Origin of the sequence: Leifsonia sp. Leaf264 (assembly GCF_001422325.1) — a bacterium.
In the GTDB taxonomy this organism is placed as follows: Bacteria; Actinomycetota; Actinomycetes; order Actinomycetales; family Microbacteriaceae; genus Orlajensenia.
Window position 1 is genome coordinate 229,249 of record NZ_LMMR01000001.1, and the last position, 18,596, is coordinate 247,844.

The 18,596-nt window shown below is 69.2% G+C and carries 16 protein-coding genes; 2 read left to right on the plus strand and 14 right to left on the minus strand.

The genetic code is table 11. The annotated features are described in order from the left end of the window. Window positions 1-74: 74 nt before the first annotated feature. The 7 genes from ASF30_RS01120 to ASF30_RS01150 all read right to left on the minus strand — a co-directional run bounded on the left by ASF30_RS01120 (window position 75) and on the right by ASF30_RS01150 (window position 6,508). Entirely contained in the window at window positions 75-428 is a 354-nt protein-coding gene (locus ASF30_RS01120; RefSeq protein WP_055900334.1) for a hypothetical protein, read from the minus strand. Window positions 429-479: 51 nt separating this feature from the next. Next, window positions 480-1,700 (minus strand): DNA polymerase IV, encoded by a 1,221-nt coding sequence (locus ASF30_RS01125; protein ID WP_055900336.1) that lies wholly within the window; start codon window positions 1,698-1,700, stop codon window positions 480-482. 58 nt (window positions 1,701-1,758) lie between these two features. Further along, entirely contained in the window at window positions 1,759-2,388 is a 630-nt protein-coding gene (locus ASF30_RS01130) for a hypothetical protein (protein WP_055900338.1), read from the minus strand. Window positions 2,389-2,452: 64 nt separating this feature from the next. Further along, window positions 2,453-3,253, minus strand: coding sequence for an ABC transporter permease (locus ASF30_RS01135; protein WP_055900341.1), 801 nt, complete (start codon window positions 3,251-3,253; stop codon window positions 2,453-2,455). A gap of 13 nt (window positions 3,254-3,266) precedes the next feature. Continuing rightward, window positions 3,267-4,190 (minus strand): ABC transporter permease, encoded by a 924-nt coding sequence (locus ASF30_RS01140; RefSeq protein ID WP_200918405.1) that lies wholly within the window; start codon window positions 4,188-4,190, stop codon window positions 3,267-3,269. 59 nt (window positions 4,191-4,249) lie between these two features. Beyond that, window positions 4,250-5,431, minus strand: coding sequence for an ABC transporter substrate-binding protein (locus tag ASF30_RS01145; RefSeq protein ID WP_055900344.1), 1,182 nt, complete (start codon window positions 5,429-5,431; stop codon window positions 4,250-4,252). Between the two features lie 42 nt (window positions 5,432-5,473). Next, window positions 5,474-6,508 (minus strand): ABC transporter ATP-binding protein, encoded by a 1,035-nt coding sequence (locus ASF30_RS01150; RefSeq protein ID WP_157496852.1) that lies wholly within the window; start codon window positions 6,506-6,508, stop codon window positions 5,474-5,476. Between the two features lie 74 nt (window positions 6,509-6,582). Between ASF30_RS01150 and ASF30_RS01155 the strand changes: the two genes are divergently transcribed. Both ASF30_RS01155 and ASF30_RS01160 read left to right on the plus strand, forming a co-directional pair. Further along, the gene (locus ASF30_RS01155; protein WP_235480226.1) at window positions 6,583-7,368 is read left to right on the plus strand and encodes a FadR/GntR family transcriptional regulator; all 786 of its coding nucleotides are present in this window, start codon (window positions 6,583-6,585) and stop codon (window positions 7,366-7,368) included. Then, entirely contained in the window at window positions 7,365-8,138 is a 774-nt protein-coding gene (locus ASF30_RS01160) for a cache domain-containing protein (RefSeq protein WP_055900352.1), read from the plus strand. Before ASF30_RS01155 ends, ASF30_RS01160 begins: the two co-directional genes overlap by 4 nt. Before the next feature lie 77 nt (window positions 8,139-8,215). Here ASF30_RS01160 and gatB read toward each other — a convergent pair whose 3' ends face one another. The 7 genes from gatB to ASF30_RS01195 all read right to left on the minus strand — a co-directional run bounded on the left by gatB (window position 8,216) and on the right by ASF30_RS01195 (window position 18,569). Continuing rightward, window positions 8,216-9,733, minus strand: coding sequence for an Asp-tRNA(Asn)/Glu-tRNA(Gln) amidotransferase subunit GatB (gene gatB / locus ASF30_RS01165; RefSeq protein WP_055900355.1), 1,518 nt, complete (start codon window positions 9,731-9,733; stop codon window positions 8,216-8,218). Then, complete coding sequence (gene gatA, locus ASF30_RS01170) at window positions 9,733-11,262, minus strand: Asp-tRNA(Asn)/Glu-tRNA(Gln) amidotransferase subunit GatA (protein ID WP_055900357.1); 1,530 nt, start codon at window positions 11,260-11,262, stop codon at window positions 9,733-9,735. The genes gatB and gatA overlap by 1 nt, the downstream gene beginning before the upstream one ends. Beyond that, window positions 11,259-11,558 carry an Asp-tRNA(Asn)/Glu-tRNA(Gln) amidotransferase subunit GatC gene (gatC, locus tag ASF30_RS01175; protein ID WP_055819045.1) on the minus strand — a complete coding sequence of 100 codons (300 nt, stop codon included), beginning with the start codon at window positions 11,556-11,558 and terminating at the stop codon, window positions 11,259-11,261. The genes gatA and gatC overlap by 4 nt, the downstream gene beginning before the upstream one ends. 39 nt (window positions 11,559-11,597) lie before the next feature. After that, window positions 11,598-13,445, minus strand: coding sequence for an alkaline phosphatase family protein (locus ASF30_RS01180; RefSeq protein ID WP_235480227.1), 1,848 nt, complete (start codon window positions 13,443-13,445; stop codon window positions 11,598-11,600). Further along, window positions 13,414-15,744: an NAD-dependent DNA ligase LigA gene (gene ligA / locus ASF30_RS01185; RefSeq protein ID WP_055900360.1), complete on the minus strand. Its 2,331-nt coding sequence runs from the start codon at window positions 15,742-15,744 to the stop codon at window positions 13,414-13,416. The genes ASF30_RS01180 and ligA overlap by 32 nt, the downstream gene beginning before the upstream one ends. 136 nt (window positions 15,745-15,880) lie before the next feature. Beyond that, a complete protein-coding gene (gene mnmA / locus ASF30_RS01190) occupies window positions 15,881-17,056 on the minus strand; it encodes a tRNA 2-thiouridine(34) synthase MnmA (RefSeq protein ID WP_082467363.1) in 1,176 nt (391 codons plus the stop codon). Window positions 17,057-17,357: 301 nt separating this feature from the next. Beyond that, window positions 17,358-18,569: a cysteine desulfurase family protein gene (locus ASF30_RS01195; RefSeq protein WP_055902364.1), complete on the minus strand. Its 1,212-nt coding sequence runs from the start codon at window positions 18,567-18,569 to the stop codon at window positions 17,358-17,360. Window positions 18,570-18,596: the final 27 nt, after the last annotated feature.

Genomic DNA, 18,596 nt, shown 5'->3' on the forward strand with positions numbered 1-18,596 from the left:
CCGGGCGCGCGCATCCGCCGTCACGAGGCACGGACGGTGCAGCCCGGGACGGAGATTCGCCGCGTCAGGCGTCTCTAGCGGAACGCGCGGATGAAGCGGCGCAGCGCCCACCCCACTGTCGCCACGAAGGGCACGCCCACGGTGAGCAGCGCGATCGTGTTGGGCTCGAAGCGCGTCCGGCCAGCGCGGCTGATGTAGGCGCCGATCGGGATGGAGTAGCCACCGCCGCCACCGCCGGAGCCGACGCCCTTGAGGTTGGCGACCTTGGAGTCGCCCGTTGCCTCGTCGATGCTGCCACCGCCGAAGCCGTACCAGACTATGGCGACGGGGATCACGGTCGATCCGCCGACCTCGATCGGATCACCGTAGGCCGCCTGCACCCCGAAGTCCTTGGCCGAATCTGCGAGCTGTGCAACAAGGTTCGTCATGCGTTCACGCTACCTCGCGCTCTCCCGGCGCGATAGGGGCGGGTGGAGGGTTCAGGGCTGCTTCTTGGGACGGAGGAGGGCAGCGGGACGGATGCTGCCCTTGCCGAACCGCGCCGCGACCTCGTCGATCGTGGTCTCGGCGTCGCGCCAGTCCTCGTCGGGATCCCAGAGGCTGAGGCCCGAGCCGCTCTCCCCCAGCTGCTCGACCCTGACCCCGATGAGACGGATGCGCTTGCCGGCGGCCCCGAGCGCGTCCCACGCGGCGATGGCCTCCTCGTAGATGCGGCGGCCGACGTCGGTTGGTTCGGCGAGGGTCCGCGACTTCGTCACGGTGCTGAAGTCGGTGTAGCGCAGCTTGAGCACGACGGTGCGCGCCACCAGGCCCGCGGCCCGCAGGCGAGCAGCCGCGTCATCGGCCTGACGCAGCATGGCGCGGCGGATCTCGCTCTCGTCGGTGACGTCGTAGCTGAACGTGACCTCCCGCCCGATGCTCTTCTCCTCGCGCTGCGTCGACACCGAGCGGGGGTCGATGCCGTTGGCGAGCGAATGCAGCTTGGCCGCGAGGGCGTCGCCCAACGTGGAGCGCAGGACGTCGAACGGCGTGTCTGCCACGTCTCCGACTGTCGACAGGCCGAGGCGGCGGAGGGTCTGCTCCGTCGTCGGGCCGACCCCCCAGAGCGCACCGACGGCGAGGGGGCGCAGGAACGCGAGGGTCTCGGCCACCGGAACCACGAGCATGCCGTCGGGCTTGGCGCGGCTCGACGCCACCTTGGCGACGTACTTGGTGCCGGCCACCCCGACCGAGCACGTGAGGCCGGTCTCGGCCTCGACCCTGCGCCGGATCATCTGCGCGATCTCGCTCGGGGAACCGTGGACCCGCCGTGCTCCGGCGACGTCGAGGAAGGCCTCGTCGATGGAGAGCGGCTCGACCAGCGGAGTGGCGTCCTCGAAGATGGCGAGCACCTGTCGGGAGTACTTCGCGTAGAGGTCGTAGCTTCCAGGGAGCACCGTCGCATTCGGGCAGCGACGCAGCGCCAGCGACATGGGCATGGCCGAGTTGACGCCGTAGCGGCGTGCCTCGTAGTTGGCCGCCGAGACCACGGATCGAGGGCCGATGCCGCCGACGATGACAGGGGTACCGCGCAGCTCAGGCCGGCTGAGCAACTCCACCGACGCGAAGAACGCGTCCATGTCGACGTGCAGGATCGTCGCGCCCGTGTCGTCGACAGGCGTCGTGTTCACCTGCCGGGAACGCCCGTCCTGCTTGCTCATCACTCACGAGGGTAGCCGTACCCGCAGACAGTCACGTGTGCGGGGCGGCATCCGCAGCTCAGAAGCCGAAGTCTCCGCCACCACCGAAGTCTCCGCCACCGCCGAAGTCTCCCCCGCCGTCCCATCCGCCGCCGTCGGCGCTCGCGGTGCCGCCGGCATCGCCAGATCCGCCAGCTCCTTGCCCGCCGGCATCCATGCCCGCGCCGTCCATGCCGCCGCCGTCGCCGATGCCGGGAAGGAAGGCGTCGGCAATGGCCGAGCCGATGACGAAGCCGGCGACGGTGCCGAGCATGGAGCTCGCGAACGTTCCGCCGAAGCCGATTCCGCCGGGCCGTGAGAAGGTGCGCTCGACCGAGCCGGGCGAGCGGAGCTCCGACCGCGTCGCCGCCCGGGCCAGGGAGTCCGCGGAGTCCGACTGCGGCGCCTCACCGGGTGCCGCCGACGCGCTCAGCTCCTGGAACACCTGGGTGCGCTGTGCCGGGGTGAGCTGCGCGAAGGCCTCGGTGTGGGCCTGTTCGATGGTCTCGGGCGGAGCCGTGCGCAGCAGGTAGCGATAGCGCTCGATGGCGATCTCGTCTGCCGTGCGAGCCTGGCCGCGCGGTGCTGCACCGTAGCCCGGTCGTGGCGCCGGTCGTTGCTGCGAAGCCGACGACGCGGTGTTGCCGTTCAGCCAGTCGAGGAAGCCCATGATTCGATCCCGTTTCGTGAGTGGAGGATCCCCAGCCTACGGATGCCGGTCTGCGAACAGGCTGTCACTTCAGGGATTGCTCAGAGCCCGCCAGGCGCTGCGCGAAGTAGATCGGGATGATCGAGACCAGCACCAGCACCACCGCGATGACGCTGACGACAGGTGCCTGGTTCGGCCGGAACATGTTGTCGAGGATGAAGATCGGCAGGGTGGTCACGCCTGAACCCGCCGTGAACGTCGTCACGATGATCTCGTCGAAGCTCAGCGCGAAGGCGAGCAGTCCGCCGGCGAAAAGCGCCGAGCGCAGCTGCGGGAACGTCACGAGCCTGAACGTGGTCCAGAGTCCGGCGCCGAGGTCGGCCGAGGCGTCCTCGAAGTTCATGCCGAGCCGCCGCAGGCGCGCGATCACGTTGTTGAAGACCGTCACGATGCAGAACGTCGCGTGGGCTATCACGACGGTCCAGATGGACAGCGGCACCCCGAGCATGGTGCGGAAGAAGTTGTTGAGCGCGATGCCCGTGATGATCCCGGGCAGTGCTATCGGCAGGATGACGAGGAGGCTGACCGCATCGCGCCCGAAGAACTCGAAGCGCTGGAGGGCGAGGGAGATCAGGGTGCCGAGCACGAGCGCGACGAGGGTCGCGACTATGGCCACCTGCACACTCGTGAGCACGGCGTTCAGGGCGCCGGTGCTCTGGAACGCCTTCCCCCACCACTCCAGGGTGAAGCCCGGCGGCGGCCAGCTGAGGCTGGTGCTGGTGGAGAAGGAGTTGACGAACACCACGAACAACGGGATGTACACCAGCGCGAGGATCACCACGGTGACCGAGCCCAGAATGACGCGGGCGGGGCGGGAGAGACGCATCCGTTCCGGCCTTTCAGAGGTTGTCGAGCGCGCCCGTGCGACGCACGAGCGCGAGGTAGCCGAAGATGATGACGATGGGGATCAGCGCTATCGCCGCCGCGAGGGGCAGGTTGTTGGCCGCGCCGACGTTGGTGTAGACGAGGTTTCCGAGCATCTGGTTCGCTCCGCCGACGATGTTCACGGTGATGTAGTCGCCGAGCGAGAGCGAGAAGCTGAAGATCGACCCGGCGATGATGGCCGGCCAGATGATGGGCAGCACGATGAGCCGCAGGGTCGACCAGGTCTTGCCGCCGAGGTCGCCCGATGCCTCGAGCAGCGAGTCCGGCACGCGGTCGAGGCCGGCGTAGATGGGCAGGATCACGTAGGGCAGCCAGAGGTAGGACAGGGTGATGATCGTCGCCGGCAGGCCGTATCCGGGCGTCTCGCCGCCGAACGGCTGCAGGAACCAGTTCAGGATGCCGTCCTGGGAGAGCACCGAACGCCAGGCGTAGGCCTTCACCAGGTAGCTGGCCCAGAGGGGCGTGAGCACGGCGATCACCAGGATCCGCTGCATCCGGGGCGAAGCGACCTTCGCCATGAAGAATGCGATCGGCAGGGCTATCGCCACGTCGATGAGCGTCACGGCGAGGGCGACGCCGACGGTTCGCACCGTGACTGTCTGGTACAGCGATCCCGTGATGACCGTCACGATGTTGTCGAGGGTCCAGCTCTGGGTGATCTCACCGGTGAAGCTGTCGACGCTCCAGAAGGCCGTGACCAGCAGCGCTACGAGGGCGACGATGTAGACCAGGCCGAGCCAGACGAGGGGTGCGCTGAGGAGCAGCCCGAGCCTGAGCCGCCGGTGCCTGCTGAGCAGGGCGGAGCCGCGCCGGGCCGCGGACGCACGAGGAGGTGCGACCGCGGCCCTGACGGGCGGTGGGGGTGTGATGGTGCTCACGTCGTCCTTCCACCGGCCGCTGGCCGGCGCTGTCGGGAATCGGGCAGCGGATGCTGCTCCTAGCCCTTGATCTCCTGCCAGGCGGCCGTCCACTCGGAGTAGTCGGTGCACTCCACGTCGGTTCGTCCGTCGACGCAGTCGGCGATCGGCGTGGTCCAGTACCAGATCTGCGCTGCGTAGTCCTCGTCACCGGCGTGGTAGGAATCGCAGTCGGTGCGGAACTCGCACGCGGCCTGGCTCGACGGGGCCTCGCCGAAGTAGCCCGTGGCCGCTGCGTTGGCCTCGGGGCTGGCGATGTAGTCGAGCCACGCGTAGGCGCAGTTCGGGTTCTTCGCCTTCGACGCGACCATCCAGGTGTCGCTCCAGCCGGTCGCTCCCTCCTCGGGCAGGATCGCCTCGGCCGGCGTCCCCTCGGCGAGGGAGTTCTTGATGACCTGCCACGTCGTGCCGACGACGCTGTCGCCGGTCTCGAAGGCCTGGATCTCCTTGAGGTAGTCGGACCAGTACTCGCCGACGTTCGCCCGCTGCTGCTTCAGGAGGTCGACGGATGCCGCCAGCTGGTCGGCGTCGAGGGCGTAGGGGTTCTCGATCCCGAGGTCGGGCTGGTGCTTCATGAGGTAGAGCGCGGCGTCGGCGATGTAGATGGGCGAGTCGTAGGCGGTCACCTTGCCGGCGTACGCGTCGGATCCGTCGAACACGACGTCCCATGACGTGGGAGCAGGGGTCACCTCCTTCGTGTTGTACATCAGCAGGTTGGCGCCGTAGCCGTGCGGGATTCCGTAGGAGACGCCGTCGACGCTGTTCCACTCGCGCATCTTGAGGAAGTCGTAGATTCCCTCGTAGTTCGGAATGAGGTCGGTGTTCACCGGAGCCACCTCACCCGACGCGACGAGGCGCAGGGAGGCGTCACCGGAGGCCGAGACGACGTCGTAGTCCCCGGTCTTCATGAGGCTGAACGCCTCGTCGCTGGTTCCGAAGGTCTTCGTGGTGACCTTGCAGCCCGTCGAATCCTCGAAGGGGGTCACCCAGTCGACGGTCGGGTCGTTCGACCCGTCCTCGACGTAGCCGGGCCAGGCGAGGATGGAGATGGCGCCCTCGGTGTCGCCGAGGGAGTCCGGGGCCTCGGCCTTCGAGGCCCCACCCCCGCTGCTGGTTCCACACGCTGTGAGCAGGAGGGTGGCGGATGCCAGAGCGAGGCCCGAGATGACGGCCCTGCTCGTCCGCGCTGTGGTGCGCTTCATTGCTTACTCCTCTGGTTGGGTGCTGCTGCTGTGACGTGACGTTCAGGTCCTGGTTGTCGCTGTGGACGCGCCGAGCGACACCACGTCGGCGTCGTTCCACGCGACGTGAACTCGGTCGCCGCGGGCGTCGTCGGCGAGCCGCGCGTTGTCGTTCTGCTCGAGGATGGTGAGGCGCTGGCCGCTGTCGAGGTCGACGATGAGTCGGGTGCTGCTGCCGGAGTAGACGACCTCGGCGACTGTGCCCGGGGCCCCGGGAGCCCCGGCATCCTGACCCGAGACTGCGAGCTTCTCGGGACGGATCGAATGCACGCCGGCACGACCGAGGAGCGCCAGCGAGGCAGCGTCGTCGAGCAGGTTCGATGTACCGACGAACGAGGCCACGAAGCGGGAGACCGGCGCGTCGTAGATCTCGAACGGCGTTCCGAGTTGTTCGATGCGGCCCTCGTTGAACACGGCGATGCGATCGCTGAGGGTGAGCGCCTCGTCCTGATCGTGGGTCACGAAGATGAAGGTGATCCCGAGGTCGCGCTGGATCTCCTTGAGCTCGACCTGCATCTGCTCCCGGAGTTTCAGGTCGAGTGCCCCGAGCGGCTCATCGAGCAGGAGGGCCTTCGGCTGCACGACCGTGGCCCGGGCGAGGGCGACGCGCTGGCGCTGGCCGCCGGAGAGCTGTGACGGCTTCCTGTCTGCGAACGACGCCAACCGCACCTTGTCGAGCGCCTCGCGCGCCCGCTCGGTGCGCTCGCGGCGCCCGATGCCGCGCACGCGGAGCCCGTAGGCCACGTTCTCGACGACGGACATGTGAGGGAAGAGTGCGTAGTCCTGGAACACCGTGTTGACGTCGCGGTCGAACGGCGCGGCCTGGGTCACGTCGCGCCCGAAGAGCTCGACGCTGCCACTCGTGGGCTGTTCGAAGCCGGCGATGAGGCGCAGCACCGTGGTCTTGCCTGATCCCGACGGCCCGAGCATCGAGAAGAACTCCCCTTCGACGATGTCGAGATCGACGCCGTCGACCGCTGTGACGCCGCCGAACTCCTTCGTCAATCCATTCAGGCGAATGGCCGGAACTGCGTTCACAGAAGCCTCCTCGTGGGTACTGATTCAAATCATATGGATCCAGATGTCTAAGTTGCGAGCGACATGTTACGGTCGTGTCACAGATTCGGGGGAACAGGATGCCGCAGTCGATCAGCGGGGGCGCCGCCACCCACGCGGCCGTCTTCGCTCCGCTCGTCGGTGCGGGTCGTGCCGAGGCGGTCGAGCAGCGGTTGACCGATGCCATCACCCTGGGCGTGCTGCACGACGGGGAGAGGCTCCCGAGCGAGACGGCACTGGCGCGCCAGTTCGGCGTGGCCGTCGTCACGGCCCGTGAGGCTCTCGAGGCGCTGCGCACACGCGGGCTCGTCACGACCAGACGCGGGCGCGACGGCGGGAGCTTCGTCACCTCCGGCGGCATCAGCACCGGCCAGGTCATCGCCGAACGCCTGCGCGGGCACTCCCGCGCGGAACTGCGCGACCTCGGCGTGCACTATGCCGCCATCGCCGGAATGGCGGCCGAGCTCGCGGCCGACAGGTCGAGCCCGGAGGACGTGTCGGACCTCGCGGCGACGGTCGCGGCCATCGACACCTCTTCCGAAGTCGGGGCACGTCGCGGTGCCGGGCGATTCGCCCTCGAGGTCGCCGCACTGAGCCAGTCCGCGCGACTCGTGCGGGAGCAGATCCGGCTGCAGTCCGAGTTCGGCCCGCTGTTGTGGCTGTGCCTGCGCGAGCAGGACTATCGTGAGGCCAACCGCGCAGCCCAGCTGGCCGTCATCGACGCACTCGGCGCCGTCGACCCGGCGGCGGCTCGACTCCGCACCACCGACAACATCCGTCAGGCAGTGGACTGGCTGATCGGCGCGAAAGCAGACCTCGAATCGAAGGACACAGCCCCGTGATCGCACCGACTCTCCCCCAGGTCGCCGACATCTCCGCGGTGTTCGGGGCCGTCTTCGCCCCGATCGCCGAGTGGAATTCGGTGCTGGCGACGGAGCTGGCCGATCCTGCGGCCCGCACCCGCCGGCACGTCGATGACATCGTCGAGCACCTCGTCCGGCCGGAGTTCGCGCGGGCGGGCTCCCTCGTGGTCGGCGCCGGGTTCGTCGCAGCCCCGCAGGTCATCGTCGACGCGCCCTGGCATCTCGCCTGGTGGCTCGGCGATGCCAACGGCTTCGCCATCGGCGGAGGCCGCGGCACCGTCCGGCGGCTCGAGGCTGTCGAGGACCCGGCATCGGAGAGCTTCCGCGACCACACGACACTCGAGTGGTGGCGGGTGCCCGAGCGCACGGGCCGCCGCCACATCACCGGTCCCTACGTCGACTACCTCTGCACCGACGACTACACCCTCACACTGACCGACCCTGTCGTCGTCGACGGCCGCCTCGTCGGAGTCGTCGGCGCCGATGTCTACGTGACCGACGCCGAACGTGTGTTGTTGGCGACATTGCGCAGGCTCGGCGACGAGGCCAGCCTCGTGAACGCATCGGGTCGCATCGTCGTGTCGACCGACCCGCGGCTCGCGACGGGTGCGCTGCTCCGGGATCCCGCTGTGACGGATGCCGTGCGCGAACTCGCACCGGACGCATCCGTCGTACTGCCCGACGGCCGCCGGGTGACGGCCTGCGGCGACACGTCCCTCGCCCTGATCACGGGCGCGACCACTCGCTGAGACCCTCGCGCATCCAGTCGTCGCCCGCTCGCAGAGGTGCCTCTGCGAGCGGGCTCTCCTCTGCGAGCCGGTACCCGCTAGACCTGCTGGGCCCGCTCCAGCACGAGCTCGCGCACGCGAGCGGCATCCGCCTGGCCCTTCATGGCCTTCATGACGGCGCCGATGACGGCGCCGGCCGCCTGCACCTTGCCGTCGCGGATCTTCGCGAGCACGTCGGGCTGGCTGGCCAGGGCCTCGTCGATCGCTGCGATCAGGGCACCGTCGTCGGAGACGACGGCGAGTCCGCGGGCGTCGACGACCTCCTGCGGTGTTCCCTCGCCGGCGATGACGCCCTCGAGCACCTGGCGGGCCAGGCGATCGGTGAGGGTTCCGGCCTCGACCAGCTTGGCCAGCGCGGCCACGTCGGCCGGCGACACCAGGCTGGCGGCATCGGCGTCAGTGGTGTTGGCGATGCGGGCGATCTCGCCGGTCCACCACTTGCGGGCGGCCGCGGGAGTGGCGCCGGCGGCGACGGTCTCGGTGATCTCGGTGAGGAGGCCGGCGTTGTTGATGTCCTGGAACTCGAGGTCGGTGAATCCCCAGTCGGCCTTCAGGCGACGACGACGGGCAGCCGGCGGCTCGGGCAGGGCCGAACGCAGCTCCTCGATCAGTTCTGCTGACGGAACGACGGGCAGCAGGTCGGGCTCGGGGAAGTAGCGGTAGTCGTCGGCGTCGCTCTTCGGGCGTCCGGCGCTCGTCTCCCCCGTGTCCTCGTGCCAGTGCCTGGTCTCCTGCGTGATGCTGCCGCCCTTCGCGAGGATCGCGGCCTGGCGCTGGATCTCGTAGCGCACGGCGCGCTCGACTGAACGCAGCGAGTTGACGTTCTTCGTCTCGGTGCGGGTTCCGAGCGGGGCGACGGGCTCGCCGGCCGCAGCACGGGGGCGGAGCGACACGTTGGCGTCGCAGCGCAGGTTGCCGCGCTCCATCTTGGCGTCGGAGATGCCGAGCGAGACCACGATGTCGCGGATCGTCGAGACATAGGCCTTGGCCAGCTCGGGCGAGCTGTGCTCGGCGCCGTAGATGGGCTTGGTCACGATCTCGACCAGCGGGACGCCGGCGCGGTTGTAGTCGACGAGCGAGTACTCGGCACCCTGGATGCGCCCGGTGGACCCACCGACGTGCGTGAGCTTTCCGGCATCCTCCTCCATGTGGGCGCGCTCGATCGGCACGCTCACGATGGACCCGTCCGAGAGTTCGACGTCGACGGAGCCCTCGAAGGCGATCGGCTCGTCGAACTGCGAGATCTGGTAGTTCTTCGGGGTGTCGGGGTAGAAGTAGTTCTTGCGCGCGAAGCGACTCGACGGCGCGATCTCGCAGCCGAGCGCGAGGCCGAGGCTGATCGAGTACCGCACGGCCTGCGCGTTGACGACGGGCAGCGAGCCCGGCAGCCCGAGGCAGGTCGGGGTGATGTTCGTGTTCGGCTCGGAGCCGAACACGTTCGGGGCATCCGAGAACATCTTGGTCTTGGTGTTGAGCTCGACGTGCACCTCGAAGCCCATGACGGGCTCGAACAGCTCGAGTGCCTTGTCGAAGTCCATCAGTTCTGCGCGGGCCATCAGCGGGCACCTTCCTGGGCGGCGATGAGCTGGGTGAGGTCGGGGGCGCGATCGAGCAGTCGTCCGCCCCATTCGGCTTCGAGCAGCTTCTCGAGAGCTCCGCCGACGGTGTAGAGACGCTCATCGGCCCGGGCTGGGGCGACGAACTGGATGCCGACGGGAAGGCCGTCCTCCGTCGCGAGACCCGACGGCAGGGAGATGCCGGGCACGCCCGCGAGGTTCGCCGGGATGGTGGCGATGTCGTTGAGGTACATGGCCATCGGGTCGTCGGACTTCTCACCGAGCTTGAACGCGGTGGTGGGGGCCGTCGGCGACGCGACCACGTCGACCTGCTGGAATGCGGCGTTGAAGTCGCGCTGCACGAGGGTGCGCACCTTCTGGGCGCTGCCGTAGTAGGCGTCGTAGTACCCGGCGGAGAGTGCGTAGGTGCCGAGGATGATGCGGCGCTTCACCTCGGCGCCGAAGCCGGCTTCACGGGTCGCGCTCATGACGTCCTCGACCGTGCCGCCGCCCTGGGGCGTGACCCGCATGCCGAAGCGCACGGAGTCGAACTTTGCCAGGTTGCTGGAGGCCTCGGCGGGCATGATCAGGTAGTAGGCCGAGATGGCGTACTCGAAGTTCGGGGTGTTGACCTCGACGATCTCGGCGCCGGCCTTCTCGAGCAGCGCGAGCGACTCGTGGAAGCGGTCGAGGACACCCTGCTGGAAGCCCTCGCCGTCGAGCTGGCGGATGACGCCGATGCGCATGCCCGAGACGTCGGCGTTGCGCACGGCCTCGGCCATCGACGGCCAGCGGTCGCGCAGCGAGGTCGAGTCGTGGTGGTCGTGCTTGCCGATGATGTCGTGCAGCAGCGCCGAGTCGAGCACGGTGCGGCTGACGGGCCCGATCTGGTCGAGCGAGGAGGCCATGGCGATGGCGCCGTAGCGGCTGACGGCGCCGTACGTGGGCTTGACGCCGACGGTTCCGGTGACGTGTGCGGGCTGACGGATGCTGCCGCCGGTGTCGCTGCCGAGCGCGATGGGCGCCTCGAAGGCGGCGACGGCAGCAGCCGAGCCACCGCCGGAGCCGCCGGGGATGCGGTCGAGCGCCCACGGGTTATGGGTGGGGCCGTAGGCGGAGTGCTCGGTGCTGGACCCCATGGCGAACTCGTCCATGTTGGTCTTGCCGATCGGGATGAGTCCGGCTTCGCGCACCAGGCGCACGGAGGTGGCGTCGTACGGCGGGACCCAGCCCTCGAGGATGCGGGATCCGGCTGTCGTGGGCATGTCGGTGGTGACGAGCACGTCCTTGACGGCGATGGGAACGCCGGCGAGGGGTCCGAGCTTCTCGCCCGAGCCGCGCCGCTGGTCGATGTCGCGGGCTGCAGCGAGGGCGGCATCCGTCGCCACGTGCAGGAAGGCGTTCACGCCGCCGTCGACGGCGGCGATGCGGTCGAGCGAGGCCTGCGTGGCCTCGACGGCGCTGATCTCGTGGGCCGCGAGGCGCTCTCCGAGCTCGGAGGCGCTCAGGCGGATGATGTCGTCGCTCACTGCTCCTCCCCCAGGATGGCCGAGACGCGGAAGCGCGACCCGTCGTGATCGGGCGCGCCGGCGAGGGCCTGCTCCACCGTGAGGGTCTCGCCGACGACATCGTCGCGGAAGACGTTCTCGAGCGGGATCGGGTGGCTCGTGGCCGGCACGTCGGGCGTGGCGACCTCGGTCACCTTGGCGACGGAGTCGACGATCTGGTCGAGTTCCGCGGTGAGGGTCGCGATCTCTTCTGGGCTGAGGTCGATGCGTGCGAGATTCGCGATGTGCGCGACCTGCTCGGCACTGATTCCGGACATGGGTCTCCGTCGGTTACGTCGATGGGGGTCTCATCGATTCTAATCGCCGCCCTCGCCGAACAATCCGACACCGTAGGTCTGAAGCAGCTCGAAGGCCTCCCCGTAGTTGGTCGGGTCGAGTTCATCCGGCCTGCCGTACTTCGCCAGCAGCAGTCCGAGCAGGCCCCGGGCCGGTGGGCTCAGCGGCTTGTCCTTGTGCGCATTGCCCGGATGCGGCTCCGACGCCTGCGGGTTCGGGGGGATGTACTGCGGGATCGTCGACGGCCACGTGCGCGGATCGCGGGGCTGGGAGAGGTTGACGGCGCTGAACAGGTCGTTGGCTCCGGCATCCCTCCGTGTCAGCGGTTTCAGGCCATGCAGCCGGGACAGGGTCGCGATCACCGAGCCGTGGTGCATCTCGTCGTGGATGACCGTGCCGGAGCGGGTCCACGCCGAGATCGCTATGGCCGGCACACGGCATCCGAGGCGATCGAAGGCGAAGTCCATCTCGCCGGGACCGCTCGTGTCGGGCGGGACGGCTGATGGCGGCGGCACGTGGTCGTACGTTCCCCCGTGCTCGTCGAAGGTGATGAGCAGCATGGTGTTGAGCGCGTTCGAGCCGCCCTTCGTCGCGCTGTCCTTCACGGCCATGTAGATCTGATGGATGAGGGCCTCGCCCGCTCTCACGTCGGAGATGGCGCTGTCGATGATCGTCTCGCCGTTCACAGCGCTCTCCCGGAACTCGCCGAACGGCGGGTGGAAGTCGTTGTGGTTGTAGGTCATGCGCGGCTCGATGAAGGAATACTCGGGCAGTTCCCCGTTCGCGACATCGATGTAGAACTGCTCCATCAGCGCGAAGTGACCGGTCTTCCAGTACTTCTCCAGCACCGGCGCGTGCAGCACCCCCGTGAAGGACACGAGCTGCATGGCGTCGAAGTAGATGCGCCAGCCGATCTTCTTGTCCTCCAGCCGGTTGAAGATCGTGTCGGACTGCTCCGAGTCGAGCCACTTGTCGTAGCCGCCATGATCCTTGTTCGTGACGAACCCGTGCGAGGTGGAGGCGTGGAAGAACGATCGGTTGCAGAAGGTCTGCGACGGAACCGCGCAGTGCCACGCGTCGTAGACGGCGAAGTTCTTGGCCAGGGTCGAGAGCACGGGCAGCATGTCGGGGGTGAAGGAACCCATGATGCGGCTCGTCTCCTCGAGCGAGGGCTGGTGGCCCTTCTTCACCTTCGCCCAGTTGATGACGTAGTCGGTCACGAACCCGTCCATGGCCGGTCGGCCGGGCTTCGCGGGGGCGTTGTACGGAGCGGACATCTCGTTGACGACGAGGTCGGAGTTCGACGGCGGGTCGACGGTCCCGAACAGCTGCGTGTTGACGTGCGGGTATTCCTCGCCGGGATCGGGGTTCGGCATCCCCATGATCTCGTCGGTGGTGCCGCTGTACGGATGCACATGGATGGGCGTGCCGTCGGGGGCCTTGTTGGAGTAGTCGCCGAAGTTCAGGCCGTCGAACGACTGCCCGTCGGGCAGGTCCTCCTTGCTGTAGAGGAAGCCGAGCAGGTTGTCGAACGAGCGGTTCTCGCCCATGACGACGATGAGGTGCTCGAAGCCGGCCTTCTGCTGCGGGTCGTAGGCGGTGAAGTCGTTGAAGGTCTCGTCGACGCCGGCCTGATGGCCAACGGCGCCTCCGATGGCGCCTCCGGCAGCTCCGCCCACGACGACCCCCGCGGCCGCGACTCCCCCGGCCTTCAGGAACGACCGGCGGCTCGTTCCCCGCTGCTCGTCGTCAGCCGCGCTCGGCTCCGGCCCTGACGTCGCATCCGACCCGTCGGTGGGCTCTCGCCCTGCGACCGGGCCCACGCCTGCGACCGGGTCAGTCCTCGACTTCGTCCACTTCTTCTTCACTCTCGCTCCCTCCAAGCGATCCGAGTGCGGCCGGGCCGCCGGTCAGCAGAAGCCTGAACTGGTCTGCATCCAGGATCGGGATGCCGAGAGTCTCGGCCTTCCCCAGTTTCGACCCGGCGCCGGGGCCCGCCGCGACGAAGTCGGTGTTCTTCGAGACGCTGGACGCCGACTTGCCGCCGGCCGCGATGATGGCCTCCTGCGCCCCCTCGCGCGTGAAGCCCTCGAGGGATCCTGTCGCGACCACGGTGAGACCGACGAGTGGCCCGCCCGCCGCGGCCGCAGCTCCCGGGCCCGGGTGCCCCGGCGTCGTGAACTGCACGCCCGCCGCCGTCCAGCGGTCGACGATGTCGACGTGCCAGTCGACGGTGAACCAGTCGAGCACGGCATCGGCGATGATGCCTCCGACCCCCTCGACCTCGGCTAGCTCTTCGCGGCTGGCGGCGCGGATCGCGTCGAGGGAACCGAACCAGCCGGCCAATGCGCGGGCGGCGACTGGCCCGACATGACGGATGTTGAGCGCCACGAGGATGCGCGCGAGCGGCTTCGTCTTGGCCTTCTCGATCTCTTCGATGAGCTTGATCGCATTCGCCGAGGGAACTGCATCCGCGTCGCCGCTGAAGTCGACGGCATCCGGGTCGAATGCGCCGTCCTTCTTCGCCCGGCGCCGCCGGAACGGCGTGTCGAGCTTGGCCGCGCCGTCGTCGAGTTCCTTCGGCAACCCGGTCTCGGAGTCGCGCACGACGACCTCGATGGGGAACAGGTCGGCCACGGTCAGCGAGAACAGCGCCGCCTCGGTGACGAGGGGCGGCACCTCGGGTCGTTCGGGCTGGGTGAGAGCGGATGCTGCCACCTCGCCGAGCGCCTCGATGTCGAGAGCGCCGCGCGACCCGATGTGCTCGACGCGTCCACGCACCTGGGCGGGGCAGCTGCGGGCGTTCGGGCAGCGCAGGTCGATGTCGCCTTCCTTGGCCGGCGCCAGCGGAGTGCCGCACTCGGGGCAGTCCGCTGGCATGACGAAGGCCCGCTCGGTGCCGTCGCGCAGCTCGACCACGGGGCCGAGCACCTCGGGAATGACGTCGCCGGCCTTCCGCAGCACGACGGTGTCGCCGATGAGCACACCCTTGGCCTTCACGACGTCCTGGTTGTGCAGCGTGGCCTGGCGCACCTCGCTGCCCGCGACGCGCACCTTCTCCATCACGGCGTAGGGCGTCGCGCGACCGGTGCGGCCGACGCTGACCACGATGTCGAGCAGTTTCGTGTTCACCTGCTCAGGCGGGTACTTGTAGGCGATGGCCCAGCGCGGAGCGCGGCTGGTGGCGCCGAGCTCGTCGTGCAGCTCGAGCTCGTCGACCTTGATGACGATGCCGTCGATCTCGTGGCTCACGCTGTCGCGATGCTCGCCGTAGTAGCGGATGAACTCCGATGCGTCGGCGGCTGTCGGCACGACGCGGTAGTAGGGCGAGGTCGGCAGGCCCCACGTCTTCAACAACTCGTAGATCTCGGACTGGCTGGCCACGGGAGGGTTCCGCCAGGCGCCGATGCCGTGCACCAGCATCCGGAGCCTCGAGAGCCTGTCGTGCATGAGGGCGAGTTGCGCCTCGGTCTTGTTCTCGGCCTTCTGGCGCAGCGACCCGCTGGCGGCGTTGCGCGGATTGGCGAAGACCCGATCGCCGGCCGCAGCCTGGGCGGCGTTGAGCTCGCGGAACAGCTCGACCGGGAAGTACACCTCGCCGCGCACCTCGACGATGTCGGGGTGGTCGGTGCCCGCGAGCTTCTCGGGGATGACCGTGATGAAACGGATGTTCTCCGTCACGTCCTCCCCGACGACGCCGTCGCCTCGGGTGGCCGCCGACACCAGCACGCCGCGCTCATAGCGCAGGTTGATGGCGAGACCGTCGATCTTGAGCTCGCAGAGGTAGTCGACGCGGCGCCCGGCGTCGCGCTCGACCTTGGCTGCCCAGAGTTCGAACTCCTCGATCGAGAACACGTTGTCGAGACTGAGCATGCGCTCGGCGTGCTGAACGGGGTCGAACAGGGTCGAGTCCGCTCGTCCGCCGACGGTCAGGGTGGGGCTGTCCTGGCTCTGCACGGCCGGGAACAGGCGCTCCAGCGCCTCGAGTTCGTGCACGAACGCGTCGTACTCCTGGTCGGAGTGGATGGCGGCATCGCGCTCGTAGTACGCGTCGCGCGCCTCGAGGATGAGGGTGGTCAGCTCGCCGGCGCGAGCGGAGGCCTGCTCGAGGCTGAGCTTCTCGAGTTGGTCGTCGGTCGGCGGCGTCGCGGATGCATCGGGGCTCACCCGATCAGTCTAGGGAGGACCGCCGACGCTCGGCGCGGGCGGCGCCGCGCGCCATTGCACGGGGTGCCGCGCCAGCAGTGGTGGCGCAGACGCCCACGAAATGGCGTGCGGGCGAGAAGGCGCCGCCGGATGCGCCTCAGACGGAGACGGCCTCCGGCGCGGGCGCGGCCTCCGGCGCGGGCACCGGCACCGGCACCGGCACGGGCACGGCGCTCACGGTGCGGTCGATGGTGCACTGCCCGAGCACGCGGGTGCCGACGTAGACGACGGCGGTCTGGCCCGGAGCGACGCCGTTGAGCGGCAGGTGCGGGGTGACGACGAGCTCTTCGGCTCCGGCGGCATCCGTCGACACCACGGCGGTCGCGGGAACAGGATCGGCGTGGGCGCGGATCTGCACCTCGCACTCGAATGGCATGTGCGAGTTGATCGGCGGGAGGCCGGCCCAGGTGAACCTCGACCCGGCGATCTCGGCGATGTCGAGAGCCTCCTTCGGGCCGACGACGACGGTGTTGTCCTTCGGGCGCACCTCGAGCACGAAGCGCGGCTTGCCGTCGGCGGCCGGCGTGCCGATCTGAAGCCCGCGACGCTGGCCGACGGTGTAGGCGTGCGCGCCTTCGTGCTCACCGAGCTTGGCGCCGGTGCGGTCGAGGATGTCGCCGGTGGCGGCTCCGACGCGCTCGGCCAGCCAGCCGCGGGTGTCGCCGTCGGGGATGAAGCAGATGTCGTGGCTGTCGGGCTTCGAGGCCACGCTGAAGCCGCGCTCGGCGGCCTCGGCCCGCACCTCAGCCTTGGACGGCGTGGCGCCGAGCGGGAACATCGCGTAGGCGAGCTGCTCGGTGGTGAGCACGCCGAGCACGTAGGACTGGTCCTTGGCCCATGCCGCGGCCCGGTGGAGCTCGCGGTTCCCGGCGGCATCCGTCGTGATCGAGGCGTAGTGCCCGGTGACGACGGCGTCGAAGCCGAGGGAGACGGCCTTCTCGAGCAGCGCCGAGAACTTTATGCGCTCGTTGCAGCGCATGCACGGGTTGGGGGTACGTCCGGCGGAGTACTCGGCGATGAAGTCGTCGACGACGTCGGCCTTGAAGCGCTCCGAGAAGTCCCACACGTAGTACGGGATGCCGATCAGGTTCGCCGCACGCTGGGCGTCCATCGAGTCCTCGATGGTGCAGCATCCGCGAGACCCCGTACGCAGCGTGCCGGGCATGCGGCTGAGCGCGAGGTGAACCCCGACGACGTCGTGTCCGGCGTCGACGGCACGCGCGGCGGCCACCGCTGAATCGACGCCGCCACTCATGGCTGCCAGAACTCGCATGGTTCCAGTGTACGAAACGGATGCTGGACGGATGCCGACCCCGTCTGACGCGACCAGGTCCGCCCACCACGTGCGGCCGCTCCATCACGGTCGGTTCGCCACTTGTGGTCGTATGACGCCCGGCAGAGCGGCCACAACCGGCGAGCGGCGGAGGCGTGAGCGGCCACAACCGGCGAGCGGCGGAGGCCTGAGCGGCCACAACCGGCGACCAGGGCGCGCACAGGGCGCCGCGCGCGTCCAGCGTCCGGGCGTGGGGCGACCCAGCGTCCGGGCGTGCGGGGGCGCGGGCGACCGGGCGACCTCAGCGATCGAACGACGTGGCGCGACCCGCGAGACCCGCGCGCGCGGCCTGTGCGTACGCCGCAGGCAGCGCCGCCACGAAGGCGTCGACGTCGGCCTCGGTCGTGGTGCGGCCGAGAGTCACGCGCAGAGCGCTTCGGGCGGTCTCGTCGTCGCGTCCCATCGCCAACAGCACGTGCGACGGCTCGGGGATACCGGCCTGGCACGCCGACCCCGTCGAGACCGACACGCCTGCGGCATCGAGCAGGAACAGCAGGGAGTCGCCCTGGCAGCCCGGGAACGCGAAGTGCGCCGTCCCGGGCAGCCGCCCGGCAGCGTCGCCGTCTCCGTTGACGACCACAGCTGGAACGGCGGCGACGACGCCGGACACCAGCCGCCAGCGCAATGCCTCGACTCGGGCCGATTCTGCCTCCATCTGCGGGATCACGGCCCCGGATGCCGCGGCGAAGGAGACCGCGGCGGCGACGTCCTGCGTGCCGGAGCGCACCTGGCGCTGCTGGCCTCCGCCGTGGATCAGGGGCTCGAGCGTCGCCGTTCGGCTCAGCACGAGCGCGCCGATGCCGACGGGGCCGCCGATCTTGTGGGCGGAGACGCTGAGCGCGACCAGGCCGACGCCGGGGGCGGCCCGGGAGGCTGCGCGCAGCTCGGCGAAGGAGATGCCGACATGTCCATATGCGGCGACGGCATCCAGGTGCAACGGCACCCCGTAGCGCGCGGCGAGCGTCGCGATCTCGGCGACCGGCTGGACCGTGCCCACCTCGTTGTTCGCCCAGAGCATGCTGACGAGGGCGATCGATGCGGCATCCGTCGCCAAGGCCTCCTCGAGGGCATCGAGGCGGACCCGCCCGATGGCATCGAGCGGGAGCCATTCGATGACCGCTCCCTCGTGCCGCTCGAGCCACTCCACGGTGTCGATGGTGGCGTGATGTTCGCCCCCGGGAACGAGGATGCGGTTTCCGGGGCGAGCCCAGTACAGCCCCTTGATGGCGAGGTTGATCGCCTCGGTGCCGTTGCCCGTGAAGACGACCTCGATGGGATCGCAGCCGAGGGTCGATGCGACCTGCTCGCGGGACTCCTCGAGTAGACGGCGCGCGTTCTGCCCCTGGCTGTGGATTGATGACGGGTTTCCGACGAGGGCCATGGCTTCGACGTACGCCGAGATCGCGGCCCCGGACATCGGCGTGGTCGCGGCGTGATCGAGGTAGACGGCCATGACATCTCCTCTCACCGACGGTCGTTC

Coding starts and splice junctions, on each gene's coding strand:
- ASF30_RS01120 (WP_055900334.1), bottom strand. CDS start 428: ATGACGAACCTTGTTGCACAGCTCGCAGATTCGGCCAAGGACTTCGGG.
- ASF30_RS01125 (WP_055900336.1), bottom strand. CDS start 1,700: ATGAGCAAGCAGGACGGGCGTTCCCGGCAGGTGAACACGACGCCTGTC.
- ASF30_RS01130 (WP_055900338.1), bottom strand. CDS start 2,388: ATGGGCTTCCTCGACTGGCTGAACGGCAACACCGCGTCGTCGGCTTCG.
- ASF30_RS01135 (WP_055900341.1), bottom strand. CDS start 3,253: ATGCGTCTCTCCCGCCCCGCCCGCGTCATTCTGGGCTCGGTCACCGTG.
- ASF30_RS01145 (WP_055900344.1), bottom strand. CDS start 5,431: ATGAAGCGCACCACAGCGCGGACGAGCAGGGCCGTCATCTCGGGCCTC.
- gatB (WP_055900355.1), bottom strand. CDS start 9,733: ATGGCCCGCGCAGAACTGATGGACTTCGACAAGGCACTCGAGCTGTTC.
- gatC (WP_055819045.1), bottom strand. CDS start 11,558: ATGTCCGGAATCAGTGCCGAGCAGGTCGCGCACATCGCGAATCTCGCA.
- mnmA (WP_082467363.1), bottom strand. CDS start 17,056: ATGCGAGTTCTGGCAGCCATGAGTGGCGGCGTCGATTCAGCGGTGGCC.
- ASF30_RS01195 (WP_055902364.1), bottom strand. CDS start 18,569: ATGGCCGTCTACCTCGATCACGCCGCGACCACGCCGATGTCCGGGGCC.